The organism is Providencia sp. 21OH12SH02B-Prov, assembly GCF_027362595.1.
GTDB classification, from domain to species: Bacteria; Pseudomonadota; Gammaproteobacteria; order Enterobacterales; family Enterobacteriaceae; genus Providencia; species Providencia zhejiangensis.
Window position 1 is genome coordinate 1,016,221 of the sequence record NZ_CP114796.1, and the last position, 15,619, is coordinate 1,031,839.

Here is a 15,619-nt window from a genome sequence, read left to right on the forward strand (position 1 = left end):
AACCCCTTATGACTGTGATCTTTCATAAGGGGCATAGAAGGACTCAATGGTGTATGAGTTTTAGTGAGAGCTATCGACAACGATAGTGCCGATCTCAGGATGACTGAAGGTATTGATATAATCCAATCGCAGCTCTTTCGTCCCATCTTGAGTTTCTAAAATTAAATACTCAACTTTCTTCCGTAAGAGCAAATCGCTGGCTTTACCCTCAATGATTTCGCCGCCATGAAGCTTTATTTCAAGTTTCAACTGACGTTGGCATGCGATTTCAAGATATTCGTAATCATCACAATTGATAGGTTGATATTCAGTATCTGTAGACATATTCCCTCACCACTGTGTTAGTGGCGGTTATTGCCGCCTTGACTATTTTCACCAAGCATCATGTGCTTGATAGGATAATAGCACAGTAATTTTAATAACAATAATCAGTGATAGATGAAAACTTAAATAGACAGTTCGTGAATGCTTCTCGAGCCCCTATACATCAGCAAAGTCCGAAATATAATAATAACAACATTTTTATTAGTGTAAGATGCTATGATGTAAATGCAGACTAAAAATATAAGAATGAAATAGTTAGGAGACAAAGGTAATGAAAAAAACACTATTTTTAGCATTAATGGCGACAGGCGTAATGGCATTAGCTGGATGCCAAAGCGCGGACAAACAACCTAGCGTGACTTATATTGATAGAGCATATACGGGCACTTTGCCATGTGCAGATTGCTCTGGTATCGAAGCAACCTTGCTGGTGAACCAAGATGGTACTTATGTTGAGCAATTAGTTTATTTAGGCACGCGTGATGGAAACCAAACTTTTTATGAAACAGGGTCATGGGCAAAAGAAGGGGATAAATTACGCATGACCAATGCCAATGGTGAACGTTCATATTTCTTACCTTCTGCTGATGATAAGTCAATGGTATTGCTTGATCAGGAAGGAAATAAAATTCAATCACAATTGAATTACACATTAAATCAAGTCACAGCAAGTAAAAAAGTTGGTGAATACCGTTATTTAGCTGATGCTGCAACATTTACTGAATGTAAAACTGGGCGTACTTATACTGCTTCAGGCCTTGATCTGGAAAAAGGATACAGTGCGACAGGTGTAACGGGCGGAACGCCAGTTTATGCTGAAATTGAAGGCTATTATACCGTAAGACCTTCAATGGAAGATGGGCAATTTGACCCTGCATTAGTACAAACCGGTCATATTATGTTTGATAAATCTAGCTCATGTAAATAATAGATTTAATTTATATAATTAAATACCCTAAATATCGACTCAATAAGAGTCGATATTTTTTTAGCCATAAAAATATTGGTAAGGATTGAAGTCAATATAAGGTAAAGTGATTATATTTACTGATATCAAGTAAATTATAATTAATTGATAATTTATATATAAAAATATATTTTTTTGAAATGTGAGGGGCGTCATAACGATAAGTCAATGAGAAACAATTCTCCATAGCCACGAAATATCAACAGTAAAGGAGATTACGTATACTTTATTCAACTAGAAGCAACTCGCGGATAACGCCAGCTGAATTTAGAGAATAAAAACGTAAAATATCTCATGAGGCTAATAGATATTTATAGTGGGCAGTATGACTGGGAGAGCTTATTGTGGAAAAAAAGCTTATTTATCTGTTTTGTTCGGCGGGAATGTCAACCTCTCTTCTTGTATCAAAAATGCGTCAACAAGCTGAAAAATATGATGTTCCAGTTGTTATTGAAGCGTTTTCGGAAACCCTTGTAGCACAAAAAGGTATCGATGCGGATCTTGTTTTACTTGGTCCTCAGATTGCATGGAAAAGTTCTGAAATCCAGAGAATACTTCCAACTAAACTCGTTGAAGTTATTGATCCGATATTGTATGGAAAAGTTGATGGTCTGGGCGTGTTAAAAGCAGCAGTGGCAGCAATAAAAAATAAATGATGTTAATTAATTTTAGTTTTTAATAACTTCAATTCTTTATCTATTTGTTATGGTTGTTTTAGCAAACAAGATATGTGATTAAAGTATCTAAGGATATTCTATGAATCATATGCTCACTTCTCTTGAAAAAGTATTGCTACCAATTGCATTAAAATTGGGCAATCAACCTCATATTAATGCAATTAAAAATGGCTTCATTAAATTGATGCCTTTAGTATTAATTGGGGCTATGTTTGTTTTGATTAATAACGTTTTTCTTAGCTTTGGTGAAGGGTCATTTTTCTATTCGCTAGGTGTTCGCTTGTCACCTGAAACAATAGAATTTTTAAATAAGTTCAAAGGAATTGGCGGTAATATTTACAATGGAACATTAGGTATTATGTCGTTAATGACCCCTTTTTTTATTGCAATGGCCCTGGCTGAAGAACGTAAAGTGGACTCAATAGCGGCAGGGATTATCGGTATCGCTGCATTTATTACGGTAACGCCATTTGATGTTAATGGTGCTTATGCGATAGGGGCTAATTGGTTAGGTGGGGCCAATATCATTTCAGGTATTGTCATCGGTTTAGTGATTGCCGAAGCTTTTGCTTTTATTGTTCGGCGTAAATGGGTTATTACATTACCGGATACAGTTCCACCTGCTGTCAGCCGTTCATTTTCAGCATTAGTTCCTGGTTTTATTATTCTTTTAGTTGTCGGAATTATTGCATGGATTTTGTCAGCTCAAGAAACTAATTTTCACCAATTTATTATGGATACGATCGCAACGCCATTAGCTTCTTTAGGTGGTGTTGTTGGTTGGGCTTACACCATTTTTACCTCCTTATTATGGTTTTTTGGTATTCATGGTGCGTTAGCGCTGACAGCCCTTGATTCAGGGATTATGACTCCTTGGGCGTTGGAAAATGTGGCACTATATAATGAATACGGTTCTATTGATAATGCAATTGCCGCTGGGCACACTTTCCATTTATGGGCGAAGCCTTTATTAGATTCTTATGTCTTTCTTGGAGGGACAGGTGCGACCCTTGGATTAATCATTGCAATATTTATTGCATCACGCCGTCCTGATTATCGACAAGTTGCTAAAATAGGCTTACCCGCAGGCATATTTCAAATTAATGAACCTATTATATTTGGTATTCCTGTTATCATGAACCCGATACTTTTTATTCCATTTATTATCATTCAACCGTTATTAGCTGCAATTACCGTTATTGCTTATTATATGGGAATAATACCGCCAATAACCAATATAGGACCATGGACAATGCCTGCTGGCTTGGGGGCATTCTTTAATACAAATGGGAATATTTCGGCTTTATTATTAGCCTTGTTTAACCTCGGAGTTTCCATCCTTGTTTATTTACCCTTTGTTATTATTTCTAATAAAGCTCAGGGAATGATAGATAAAGATGAAAGTGAAGAAGATATTAAAGATGCACTGAAGTTTTAATTGATAAATATAAAGCAGGGAATAAAAAAATATGATTGATATAGATAATAATGGTGTTCTTTCTTTTGATGGCCTCGAAGAGGTCGTGATGGGGCTTATCATTAATTCTGGGATGGCAAGAAGCTTAGCCTATAAGGCATTAAATTGCGCCAAGGAAGGCCAATTTGTTGAGGCCATGGAATTAATGGAGCAATCAAAACATGCATTGAGTGAAGCTCATCAAGTTCAAACAAAAATGATTGAAGCTGATATGGGAGAGGGGAAAATTAAAGTTAGCTTAATATTGGTTCATGCTCAAGATCATTTAATGAACACCATACTTTCGCGTGAGTTGGTCATAGAGCTAATAGAGCTTCATAAAAAAATAAGCCAATAACTGAGGAGGAATGATGCAGCCACTAATAAAAAACGATAATTCTAATATGGATATTAGAATGGTTTGTGAGAACGATATATTTAATGACAAGGATTTTCATGTTGTTATTTATAATAAAACTGAAAGCGTTACAGGGCTGCATCAACATGATTATTATGAATACACTATCGTTCTCACTGGGCGCTATTATCAGCAAGTGAATGGTAGAAAGGTGTTACTTGAAAGAGGTGACTTTGTTTTTTTACCCATTGGCTCTAGTCATGAAAGTTTTTATGAGTTTGGAGCAACTCGAATTTTCAATGTTGGAATAAGAAAGGCATTTTTTGAAAGCTACTTTTCACCTTTACTTCCCTCATTTTTTGTTGCTTCACAAGCCTATTCACTGAAAAGTGAATTTATGGCTTATATTGAATCCGTCATCGCATCATTAAATTTTCGTGACAGTGAGTTTAATGAATTTATTGAAGTAGTCACTTTCAATGTCGTTAATCGATTACGTCACTACAGAGAAAGAAAATTACATGACGATACACCTCAATGGTTAAAAAATACCATTGAAGAAATGCATGAAATTGCAATGTTTAATGAGCATGCATTAGAAAATATGGTCGCAATTACAGGGAAGTCTCAAGAATACTTGACGAGGGCTACAAAGCGTTATTACGGCAAGACGCCCATGCAACTTATTAATGATATTAGGATTAACTTTGCTAAAAAACAGCTGGAAATAACAAATTACTCTATTACAGATATTGCTTTTGAATCTGGTTACAGTAGCCCGAGTTTATTTGTTAAGAAATTTAAAGAGGCAACATCGTTAACACCAAGTGAATATAGAAAAAGCTTACAGTAACTTAATAAATATGATGAAGATAGGATGAAACATAACGCGGTATAAGTTAACTGAACACTACCATTCATCGCTATTAATAAAATAGGTAGAGGATTAAATGGAACATAAATTAAAAATTGTGACTATTGGCGGTGGAAGCAGTTATACCCCTGAATTAATTGATGGTTTTATTAAACGTTATCCTGAACTACCTATTAGTGAATTATGGCTAGTGGATATTGAAGAAGGAAAGGAAAAGTTAGATATTATCTATGATTTAAGCTTACGGATGATAAAAAATGCCAATATTCCGCTTAAATTATATAAAACGTTAAATCGTAGAGAAGCGCTCAAAGATGCTGATTTTGTGACGACGCAGTTAAGGGTCGGGTTATTAGATGCACGAGAAAAAGATGAAATCATACCTTTACGCTATGGCTATTTAGGGCAAGAGACTAACGGTGCTGGCGGATTATTTAAAGGATTACGGACTATTCCAGTGATCTTTGACATTATTAAAGATGTTGAAGAGCTCTGTCCTCAAGCTTGGATAATTAATTTTACTAACCCTGCCGGTATGATCACAGAGGCTGTGCATAGATACACGAATTTTCAGCGTTTCGTTGGGGTCTGTAATGTGCCTATCGGTATGAAAATGTTTATTACAGAGGCACTTAAATTAACTGAAAAAAATCACTTATCGATAGACCTTTTTGGTTTAAATCATATGGTCTTTATTAAAGATATTTTTGTCGATGGAATCTCCCGGTTTGATGAAATATTGAAGGGTATTATTGCTCATTCATACAGTACAAACTCAGTTAAAAACATTACGGGGTTATCATTCGATAGTGGTTTTTTAAGCGCTCTAAAATTGATACCTTGCTCATACTTGCAGTATTACTTTAAATATAAAGAGATGCTAGCTATTGAGATGGCTGAATTCTACAAAGCGGGCACTAGGGCACAGGTGGTTAAAAAACTTGAAAAGTCACTTTTTGATTTATATCAGGACCCTGAATTAAACGTTAAGCCAAAACAGCTTGAACAGCGAGGGGGAGCCTATTATTCAGACGCTGCCTGTGAAGCCATCAATGCTATTTATAACGACAAGCAAACTGAACACTATGTCAATATTCCTCACCGTGGACATATCGATAATATCCCATCGGATTGGGTGATAGAGATGACATGTCAATTAGGGCGTAATGGCATAACACCACACAAAAGAATGACGCATTTCGATGAAAAAGTATTGGGACTCATTTATACAATAAAAGAATTTGAGATAGCCACATGTGAAGCGGCTATTAGTGGTAATTTCAATGATATTTTATTAGCGATGAACCTAAATCCATTAGTGAGCTCTGATCATGATGCACGAAATATGGCTAAAGACCTACTTTTAGCGCATAAAGAGTATTTGCCTAATTTTGCTGAGGCTATTAAGCACCTTGAAGAAGAATCAATGCGTCGCTAAATTTTAAATGGTAGCGGAATATGACACCTTTACTTATCGTCAATGCAGATGACTTTGGCTTATGCAAATCAGTTAATTATGGAATTGTTGAGGCACATCATCACGGTATTGTGTTATCAACGACAGCTATGGTAAATATGCCGGATGTTCACCATGCCGCCAAACTTGCCGCGGACTTACCAACATTAACAGTGGGTATGCATTTTGTATTAACTGCGGGCATGCCATTTACGCCAATGCCATCGTTAGTTCGCCAAGGTATACTTGGGAAATGGTTATGGGAAATCGAAAAACGTGGCCAATTACCGATAGAGGAAATTGTGCAGGAATTACATTTTCAGTATGACCAATTTTGTGAAATTTTTGGTCATCCGCCAAGTCATATTGATGGGCACCATCATGTACAAATGATACCGACTCTCTTTCCTCGCATTGTTGAATTTGCCAATAAAAAAGGGGTTGCAGTGCGTGTTGTTCGTGATGGAAATATTGACGATAAAACCACACATATTGCGCGCACAACGGATTACTTTTCAGCTGAATTTTATGGGGAACCTCATTCTATATCTGAATCTCTCTTTTTAAATATTCTCGATACTGCGAAACAGCGAGGGGATAGTTCACTTGAAATAATGTGTCATCCAGCGTTCCTAGGTAAGGAATTATTAAAAAGTCGTTACGCTTATCCGAGATTAAAAGAGTTAGAAATTTTAACTTCAAAAAGATTAAAAGAGACGATTACTGAGAAGGGTTTTTTACTTGGGTCATATTTAGATTTATAACAAAAATGCCCAACCTATATGGATAAACAGGTTGGGCAGAGCATCATTAACGTAAGGTATTCGCGAGTTTTTCTTTTAAGAAACTCACTACGTTATCAAGACCAACAAGGGCTTTCTCGTCACTGCGACGTGCTTTGTACTCAACTTGATTGTTATCTAAGTTTCTATCGCCAATAACAATCGTGTATGGCACACCGATAAGCTCCATATCAGCAAACATAACACCAGGACGTTCTTTACGGTCATCAAAAATGACCTCTATGCCTTGTGCTTTTAAATCCGCATAGAGTTTTTCTGCAACCTCTTTGACACGGTACGATTTGTGCATGTTCATTGGCAGAATCGCAACATGGAATGGTGCGATCGCATCTGGCCAAATAATGCCGCGTTCGTCGTGGCTTTGCTCAATTGCCGCTGCAACAATACGAGTAACACCAATACCATAGCAACCCATAGTGACGATTTGATTGTGGCCTTCTTCATTCTGCACTGAAGCTTTCATCGCTTCTGAATATTTAGTGCCTAATTGGAAGATATGACCCACTTCAATGCCACGTTTGATAAGCAGTGTTCCTTTTCCATCTGGGCTTGGATCACCTTCAACCACATTACGGAGATCGAATGTTTCTGGCTGCTCTACATCGCGTTCCCAATTGATACCGAAATAGTGTTTACCATCAATGTTAGCACCAGCGCTAAAATCACTCATGACAGCGACACTGCGGTCAATAATCATTGGTAATGGCATATTAACTGGGCCTAATGAACCTGGCGCAGCTTTAATTGCCGCTTTGATTTCTTCTTCTGAAGCGAATTCCAATGGGCTTGAAACGAGAGGGTGTTTTTCCGCCTTCACTTCATTCAGTTCATGATCACCACGGATCAATAAAGCGACTAATTGATGACCCGAATTTGGTTTTGCACGGACAATCAGCGTCTTCACCGTTTTTTCAATCGGCAAAGAGAATTGTTCAACCAGCTCGGCGATTGTTTTTGCATTTGGTGTATCAACGAGACGCATCTCTTCTGTTGCTGCTGCACGTGGTGTTAATGGCGCAATCGCCTCAGCAAGCTCGATGTTGGCTGCAAAATCAGATTCTGTAGAGAAAACAATATCGTCTTCACCGCTTTGCGCGAGAACTTGGAATTCATGAGATGCGCTTCCACCGATAGAGCCTGTATCTGCTTGTACTGGGCGGAAATCAAAACCGATACGAGTAAAGATTTTGCTGTAAGCTTCATACATTGCATCATAGGTTTCTTGTAATGATTCCTGTGATGTATGGAAGGAGTAAGCATCTTTCATGATAAATTCACGTGAACGCATGATGCCGAAACGTGGGCGCACTTCATCACGGAATTTAGTTTGAATCTGGAATAAGTTCAGTGGTAGCTGTTTGTATGAAGTAATTTCATTGCGAATTAAATCAGTAATCACTTCTTCATGAGTTGGACCCAAAACAAATGGGCGTTCACCACGATCAGTAAAACGCAGTAATTCAGGACCATACTGCTCCCAGCGACCACTCTCTTGCCACAAATCGGCAGGTTGAACTACGGGCAAAGATACCTCGATTGAGCCCGCATTTTCCATTTCTTCACGGACAATGTTTTCGACTTTACGTAGAACGCGGACACCAGTCGGTAACCAGTCATAAAGGCCTGATGCAAGTTTACGGATCATTCCTGCACGAAGCATCAACTGATGGCTGATCACTTCGGCATCTGCAGGAGTCTCTTTTAGTGTTGAGAGCAGATATTTGCTAGTACGCATTGTATAGGTTCCATTAGAACAACGGGTGATGGCAAAAGGTTTTATTGCCAAATCAATCTAGGCTGCAAAAGCAGCATGATAAACAGCTAGTCTACCAGTGACCGTGCTTTGCCAAAAGGGGTTAGATGATTTTTTCATAAGGCTCGATGGCGAAGACTTCTGTTACATTATTAATCACCCTCCAGCGCACATTAAAATCAAGTAAATGGACGGCATAATCACGGGGCTCTGTCATCGCTTGTTTTTTATATGCGGGGCGGGGATCTTGCATCAATACTTGTTGAATAAATTGTACAATTCCCGGATAGCGTATTTGGTATTTCTCTAAATCTTGTTGAACTTGCGGGTGAAAAATAACGTGCATATCCACAGATGGTGCATCTTGTGCAAAGCCGGCTTGTGCATTTGGAATGGCTTCTGCAAAAGGTAAATAAGGTTTAATATCAATAACAGGAGTACCATCAACTAAATCTAAACTGCCTAACTCCAAAATCACTTGATTGTGTTTTTGGATAACCCCTTTCAATTCGATTAATGACATACCAATAGGGTTTGGTCTAAAGGTCGAGCGGGTGGCGAAGACGCCCATTTTATCATTCCCACCGAGTCTTGGAGGACGTACGAGTGGCTTCCATCCCCCATTCATCGTTTGATGGAAAATAAATAGCACCCAAATGTGACTAAACTGTTCTAATCCTCTGACAGCGTTAGGGTCATTATAAGGGGGGTGTAAATGCAGCCGTCCCGAGCCACCTAGTACAAGCCCAGGTTGGCGTGGGATAGCAAATTTTTCCTTATAGGGGGATTCGATATGTCCAATAACATTACATTGGAATGATTGCATTTGATTATTATTCAACAATTTGTATTGCGCTACCTTCACAGATTGTCGCTTGATAGCATCCCGGTGAGGTCATGGTTTGACACTGATGCAACAACACCGCATCGGCTGCGATATAGGCTGCTTTCGATAACATACTTTTTTTAGCCACATTAAGATTGGCTGGCGGGCTTTGTACATTCTCGCGGCATGATTCTCCAGAAACAATCCCTAAGTCTTTAAACGGCATCCCTAATAATTCTTCAGGGCTATTCATAAGCTTGACATTAGTCGTTTCAGGCTTGGTCGTTTTTTTTGGTGCAGGCTTTGATAGCTTCATATTTGTGAAGCCTTTATTTGGACCCTGATGAATGTATTGATTCATTCCACACCCAGCTAAAATAAACGTTGCTAGGGTGAGCAATAACAATCTCATAAGTTTTTCCTTTCTTATCTTATAGGTATTGGGAAAATTACATCTGCTATGTTTTATCTTTATAAAATACAAAAAATACTAGGTGGCATTACACCACCTAGTATATTAATCATTTTTTTACGAATAAAAAAGATTACCAGCCTTTAACTGCGCCACCATCGAAAACTTCATCTGCTTTCTTAGCAACTTCATCTGATTGATATGCTTGAACAAACTTCTTCACATTTTCATCATCTTTATTGTCATCACGAGCAACAATAATATTGACATATGGAGATTCTTTATCTTCTACAAATAAACCATCTTTTGCTGGGGTTAATTTAGGTGTTGCACTACTTGCCCACGTGGTATTGATGATAGCTAGAGCAATTTTTTGATCATCCAGTGCTCGTGGTAATTGTGGTGCTTCTAATTCAACAAACTTCAATCCTTTAGGATTTTCAGTAACATCCAAAACGGTAGGCATTAAACCTGTTCCATCTTTAAGTTTAATGAGACCTTGTTGTTGTAAGAGAAGTAGTGAACGACCTAAGTTCGTTGGATCGTTAGGTAATGCGATTTGTGAGCCGTCAGCAAGTTCATCAACTGATTTAATTTGTTTGGAATATGCCGCGATAGGATAGATAAAGGTATTGCCGACAGGCGTCAATTTATAATTTCTATCTTTAATTTGTTGGTCAAGATAAGGTTTGTGTTGGAATGCGTTAGCATCAATATCACCTTTGCTGAGAGCTTCGTTTGGTAAAACGAAATCATTAAAGGCAACAAGTTCCACATTCAAACCGTATTTTTCTTTTGCGACTTTTTGTGCAACTTCAGCGACTTCCAACTCTTTCCCCATAATAACACCGACTTTGATGCTATTCGGGTCTTTCTCTTTTTCGCCACAACCCGTTAGAACTAATGAGCCTAATAGCGCGCCAACAACGGCAATAGATTTTAACTTAATAGACATAGATATACCCCTTAAACGCTTTCTTTATAGCACCTTAAAGCGGCGCTGCTATTTTTACGGACTATTTATGTGACACTTTTTTCATTAAATATTCGCCAGTAAATTGAATGACGAAGACTAAGATGATTAACAGTACAAGCACGGTATTCATCACTAATGGGTTATAAGTATAGTAGCCATACTGCATTGCTATTTGACCTAATCCCCCTGAACCGACTGCACCACCCATTGCTGAATACCCAACTAGCATAATTAAGGTGATCGTTGCCGCGTTGATGATCCCAGGTAAAGACTCTGGTAATAGAACCTTTTTAATAATTTGTAGTGGTGTCGCGCCCATAGCTCGGGAGGCTTCAATCAAACCACTTGGCACTTCTAATAGGGTATTTTCAACCATACGGGCGATGAAGGGAATTGCCCCAACAGTTAGGGGAACAATGGCCCCTTCAATGCCAATTGCCGAGCCGACTAAAAACTTGGTAAAAGGGCTGATCCAGACTAATAAAATAATAAATGGTATTGAACGGAAAATGTTCACGATTGCTGAAATTACAGCATAAAGAACAGTATTTTCCATAACTTGTCCACGACGAGTCACGTAAAGTAGAACGCCAGTCGGTACGCCCATGATAAAACCGAGGATCGCCGAAACGAAAGTCATAATAATGGTATCAATCGTTCCCGATATAAGTAGTGAAATCATTCCCTCAGACATAACCCAATACCTCTACTTTGACATGATGCTCTTTCAAAAATTCAATAGTTGCTTCAACCCCGCCATTGATACCATGGAGTTCAGCGAGCATTACGCCAAACTTCACGCCACCGGCGTAATCAATCTGAGAACTTAATATGTTGATATCGATGTCAAATTTACGCACAACCATAGAGATAAGTGGTGCATCAACGGATTGACCTGTGAATTCCAGTTTCAGCAAAGGCGATAAATCTGCTGCGGGTTCACTTTTTAGTCTTTCTTTATAGTCATCTGGAATATCAATAACTAATGTTGATTTGATAAACTCTTGGGCGATAGGTGTTTTAGGGTGTGAAAACACTTCACTGACTTTATCTTGTTCAATCAATTGTCCACCGCTAATCACAGCGACTTGGTCACAAATGTTTTTCACTACATCCATTTCATGAGTGATCAATAAAATAGTAAGCCCTAAACGGCGGTTAATATCTTTGAGTAACTCAAGAATCGAACGTGTAGTGGCAGGATCTAGCGCACTAGTTGCTTCATCGCATAATAAAACTTTTGGTGAATTTGCTAAGGCTCGCGCGATAGCAACACGTTGTTTTTGTCCCCCAGAAAGATTAGCGGGATAAGCATCTTTTTTATCAGCCAGCCCAACAAGATCAAGCAGTTCATTGACACGTGCTTTGATTTTATCTTTAGGCGTATTGTCTAATTCCAGTGGTAACGCAACGTTATCAAATACATTTCGAGAAGATAATAAGTTAAAGTGTTGGAATATCATCCCAATACCGCGACGAGCTCTCGTCAAAGATTTTTCAGGCATTGCTGTTAAATCTTGGCCGTCAACAATAACCTGCCCAGAAGTCGGGCGCTCGAGCATGTTTACACAACGAATTAGAGTACTTTTACCAGCACCTGAGGCACCGATAACACCGTAGATTTGCCCAGCAGGAACATGCAGACTAATATCAGTTAATGCCTGAATATTGCGGCTTCCTTGCTGGAAAACTTTATTAATATTTGAGAGCTTTATCATTTATTTCTTCTAAATATATAGGATTCGATTTTTAGATAGTTAAATCTAACATGGTTGGATGTTAAGGCGTCTAGACGTCTAAGTCAATAAAGTTTGCTTTATTTATTCTATTCTCATTTATTTTCTTTTCATGAGATACTTAAAACTCATTTAGTTTGAGGAGTAAATCGGTGAGTAAAGGCATACCTGCAATCTTTTTAGACAGAGACGGCACAATTAATATCGACCATGGCTATGTACATAAGATAGATGACTTTCATTTTATTGACGGTGCGATTGAAGCAATGGCTGAACTCAAAAAAATGGGCTACGCGCTCGTTGTTGTCACCAACCAATCAGGAATTGGACGAGGTATCTATTCTGAAGATAGTTTTATGCAGTTAACAGAATGGATGGATTGGTCATTAGCAGACCGTGGCGTTGATCTTGATGGTATTTATTTTTGCCCTCATCATCCTGATGCTAAAGAAGCTGAGTACCGCCAAGATTGTGATTGCCGTAAGCCAAAACCTGGAATGCTATTAGATGCGCAATCTTTTCTTAATATAGATATGGCTTCTTCTATTATGGTGGGAGATAAGTTAGCTGATATGCAAGCAGGTAAAGCTGCAAAAGTCGGTACGACGATTTTAGTAAGAAGTGGTGAAGAAGTGACTGAAGAAGCAATAAGCAATGCAGATATGGTGATTGATAGTATTGCTGAACTGCCACAGATAGTAAAAAACATCAAAAAATAGGCTTATTAAGTTAAATTTGATGGCAATCTGAGCAAACGAAAAAAAAATTGAAAAAAGGGGTTGCCAGAATTTTCTGACTCCCTATAATGCGCCTCCACTGACCGACGATGAGCCAACACAGAATGTGATGGCAAGCCCAAAAGGCTAACGACGGCAGACGAGAGAATCTGAAAAGATAAGCGAAAAAAAAGCTTGACTCTCGGTGAGGAAAGCGTAATATACGCCACCTCGCGACAACGACCTAAACGGTTAATATCGAAAGATAAAGTCGCAACGCTCTTTAACAATTTATCAGACAATCTGTGTGGGCACTCACAGGACACTATCAAAAAAATATTTGATTTTAAGTCTTGAAGAGTGACTAACACGTTAATTCATATATGAACTAACAATGTGCAATTCGATTGTGGAAGGATAACGCGAAGGCGAGTGAGCATTTCCGAGACAGTACTGAGGTACGGCGAGGAAAGCGCAGCGAAGCCGACAATGTTAGCCGAACAGAAGCGAATTGATAAACAGTTTAATTCTTTGAGCATCAGACTACTTTTAATTGAAGAGTTTGATCATGGCTCAGATTGAACGCTGGCGGCAGGCCTAACACATGCAAGTCGAGCGGTAACAGGGGAAGCTTGCTTCTCGCTGACGAGCGGCGGACGGGTGAGTAATGTATGGGGATCTGCCCGATAGAGGGGGATAACTACTGGAAACGGTGGCTAATACCGCATAATCTCTAAGGAGCAAAGCAGGGGACCTTCGGGCCTTGCGCTATCGGATGAACCCATATGGGATTAGCTAGTAGGTGGGGTAATGGCTCACCTAGGCGACGATCCCTAGCTGGTCTGAGAGGATGATCAGCCACACTGGGACTGAGACACGGCCCAGACTCCTACGGGAGGCAGCAGTGGGGAATATTGCACAATGGGCGCAAGCCTGATGCAGCCATGCCGCGTGTATGAAGAAGGCCCTAGGGTTGTAAAGTACTTTCAGTCGGGAGGAAGGCGTTGATGCTAATATCATCAACGATTGACGTTACCGACAGAAGAAGCACCGGCTAACTCCGTGCCAGCAGCCGCGGTAATACGGAGGGTGCAAGCGTTAATCGGAATTACTGGGCGTAAAGCGCACGCAGGCGGTTGATTAAGTTAGATGTGAAATCCCCGGGCTTAACCTGGGAATGGCATCTAAGACTGGTCAGCTAGAGTCTTGTAGAGGGGGGTAGAATTCCATGTGTAGCGGTGAAATGCGTAGAGATGTGGAGGAATACCGGTGGCGAAGGCGGCCCCCTGGACAAAGACTGACGCTCAGGTGCGAAAGCGTGGGGAGCAAACAGGATTAGATACCCTGGTAGTCCACGCTGTAAACGATGTCGATTTGGAGGTTGTGCCCTTGAGGCGTGGCTTCCGGAGCTAACGCGTTAAATCGACCGCCTGGGGAGTACGGCCGCAAGGTTAAAACTCAAATGAATTGACGGGGGCCCGCACAAGCGGTGGAGCATGTGGTTTAATTCGATGCAACGCGAAGAACCTTACCTACTCTTGACATCCAGAGAATTTAGCAGAGATGCTTTAGTGCCTTCGGGAACTCTGAGACAGGTGCTGCATGGCTGTCGTCAGCTCGTGTTGTGAAATGTTGGGTTAAGTCCCGCAACGAGCGCAACCCTTATCCTTTGTTGCCAGCGATTCGGTCGGGAACTCAAAGGAGACTGCCGGTGATAAACCGGAGGAAGGTGGGGATGACGTCAAGTCATCATGGCCCTTACGAGTAGGGCTACACACGTGCTACAATGGCGTATACAAAGAGAAGCGACCTCGCGAGAGCAAGCGGAACTCATAAAGTACGTCGTAGTCCGGATTGGAGTCTGCAACTCGACTCCATGAAGTCGGAATCGCTAGTAATCGTAGATCAGAATGCTACGGTGAATACGTTCCCGGGCCTTGTACACACCGCCCGTCACACCATGGGAGTGGGTTGCAAAAGAAGTAGGTAGCTTAACCTTCGGGAGGGCGCTTACCACTTTGTGATCCATGACTGGGGTGAAGTCGTAACAAGGTAACCGTAGGGGAACCTGCGGTTGGATCACCTCCTTACCATTGAAGTGTTCTTGTGAAGTGTTCACACAGATTGTCTGATGAAAAGTAGAGCAAAGCCAATCTAAGATTGACTGAAGACCTTGTTGTCCCCTTCGTCTAGAGGCCTAGGACACCGCCCTTTCACGGCGGTAACAGGGGTTCGAATCCCCTAGGGGACGCCATTCAGTGTGGGTCAATCGAAAGGTTGCACGT

At 40.0% G+C, this 15,619-nt stretch carries 15 protein-coding genes, 1 tRNA gene and 1 rRNA gene; 10 read left to right on the forward strand and 7 right to left on the reverse strand.

Translation table 11 applies throughout. The features are described from left to right. Window positions 1-60 precede the first annotated feature (60 nt). Window positions 61-324, reverse strand: coding sequence for a Rho-binding antiterminator (gene rof, locus O7C57_RS04960; RefSeq protein ID WP_154623766.1), 264 nt, complete (start codon window positions 322-324; stop codon window positions 61-63). A gap of 271 nt (window positions 325-595) precedes the next feature. Here rof and nlpE point away from each other — a divergent pair, with 271 nt between their 5' ends. From nlpE to chbG, 7 genes are all read left to right on the forward strand, one after another. Further along, complete coding sequence (gene nlpE / locus O7C57_RS04965; protein ID WP_269723730.1) at window positions 596-1,252, forward strand: envelope stress response activation lipoprotein NlpE; 657 nt, start codon at window positions 596-598, stop codon at window positions 1,250-1,252. Between the two features lie 383 nt (window positions 1,253-1,635). Beyond that, window positions 1,636-1,947: a PTS sugar transporter subunit IIB gene (locus O7C57_RS04970; RefSeq protein WP_163862843.1), complete on the forward strand. Its 312-nt coding sequence runs from the start codon at window positions 1,636-1,638 to the stop codon at window positions 1,945-1,947. 100 nt (window positions 1,948-2,047) lie between these two features. Next, complete coding sequence (gene chbC, locus O7C57_RS04975; RefSeq protein ID WP_269723732.1) at window positions 2,048-3,406, forward strand: PTS N,N'-diacetylchitobiose transporter subunit IIC; 1,359 nt, start codon at window positions 2,048-2,050, stop codon at window positions 3,404-3,406. A 31-nt stretch (window positions 3,407-3,437) separates the two neighbouring features. After that, window positions 3,438-3,782 carry a PTS N,N'-diacetylchitobiose transporter subunit IIA gene (chbA, locus tag O7C57_RS04980; RefSeq protein WP_154625047.1) on the forward strand — a complete coding sequence of 115 codons (345 nt, stop codon included), beginning with the start codon at window positions 3,438-3,440 and terminating at the stop codon, window positions 3,780-3,782. Window positions 3,783-3,828: 46 nt separating this feature from the next. Then, window positions 3,829-4,635 carry a transcriptional regulator ChbR gene (gene chbR / locus O7C57_RS04985; RefSeq protein WP_154625057.1) on the forward strand — a complete coding sequence of 269 codons (807 nt, stop codon included), beginning with the start codon at window positions 3,829-3,831 and terminating at the stop codon, window positions 4,633-4,635. Between the two features lie 97 nt (window positions 4,636-4,732). Next, window positions 4,733-6,094, forward strand: a complete 1,362-nt coding sequence (locus O7C57_RS04990) for a 6-phospho-beta-glucosidase (protein WP_249999247.1) — start codon at window positions 4,733-4,735, stop codon at window positions 6,092-6,094. A gap of 20 nt (window positions 6,095-6,114) precedes the next feature. Further along, a complete protein-coding gene (chbG, locus tag O7C57_RS04995) occupies window positions 6,115-6,876 on the forward strand; it encodes a chitin disaccharide deacetylase (RefSeq protein WP_249999245.1) in 762 nt (253 codons plus the stop codon). Window positions 6,877-6,922: 46 nt separating this feature from the next. On the opposite strand, the gene proS is transcribed toward chbG, so the two are convergent. The 6 genes from proS to metN all read right to left on the reverse strand — a co-directional run bounded on the left by proS (window position 6,923) and on the right by metN (window position 12,600). Continuing rightward, window positions 6,923-8,650, reverse strand: a complete 1,728-nt coding sequence (gene proS, locus O7C57_RS05000) for a proline--tRNA ligase (RefSeq protein ID WP_154625050.1) — start codon at window positions 8,648-8,650, stop codon at window positions 6,923-6,925. Window positions 8,651-8,771: 121 nt separating this feature from the next. Beyond that, the gene (tsaA, locus tag O7C57_RS05005) at window positions 8,772-9,494 is read right to left on the reverse strand and encodes a tRNA (N6-threonylcarbamoyladenosine(37)-N6)-methyltransferase TrmO (RefSeq protein WP_154625051.1); all 723 of its coding nucleotides are present in this window, start codon (window positions 9,492-9,494) and stop codon (window positions 8,772-8,774) included. Between the two features lie 7 nt (window positions 9,495-9,501). Next, window positions 9,502-9,906, reverse strand: coding sequence for an Rcs stress response system protein RcsF (rcsF, locus tag O7C57_RS05010; protein ID WP_154625052.1), 405 nt, complete (start codon window positions 9,904-9,906; stop codon window positions 9,502-9,504). 133 nt (window positions 9,907-10,039) lie between these two features. Then, complete coding sequence (locus O7C57_RS05015; RefSeq protein WP_154625053.1) at window positions 10,040-10,861, reverse strand: MetQ/NlpA family lipoprotein; 822 nt, start codon at window positions 10,859-10,861, stop codon at window positions 10,040-10,042. Between the two features lie 61 nt (window positions 10,862-10,922). After that, entirely contained in the window at window positions 10,923-11,576 is a 654-nt protein-coding gene (gene metI / locus O7C57_RS05020; RefSeq protein WP_163862832.1) for a methionine ABC transporter permease MetI, read from the reverse strand. After that, window positions 11,569-12,600 carry a methionine ABC transporter ATP-binding protein MetN gene (metN, locus tag O7C57_RS05025; protein WP_154625055.1) on the reverse strand — a complete coding sequence of 344 codons (1,032 nt, stop codon included), beginning with the start codon at window positions 12,598-12,600 and terminating at the stop codon, window positions 11,569-11,571. The genes metI and metN overlap by 8 nt, the downstream gene beginning before the upstream one ends. 170 nt (window positions 12,601-12,770) lie before the next feature. On the opposite strand from metN, the gene gmhB reads away from it, so the two are divergent. From gmhB to O7C57_RS05040, 3 genes are all read left to right on the forward strand, one after another. Continuing rightward, complete coding sequence (gene gmhB, locus O7C57_RS05030) at window positions 12,771-13,337, forward strand: D-glycero-beta-D-manno-heptose 1,7-bisphosphate 7-phosphatase (RefSeq protein WP_163862830.1); 567 nt, start codon at window positions 12,771-12,773, stop codon at window positions 13,335-13,337. A 547-nt stretch (window positions 13,338-13,884) separates the two neighbouring features. Next, a 16S ribosomal RNA gene (locus O7C57_RS05035) occupies window positions 13,885-15,424 on the forward strand. 88 nt (window positions 15,425-15,512) lie between these two features. Then, window positions 15,513-15,588 (forward strand) — tRNA-Glu (locus O7C57_RS05040). The last annotated feature ends 31 nt before the right edge of the window (window positions 15,589-15,619 follow it).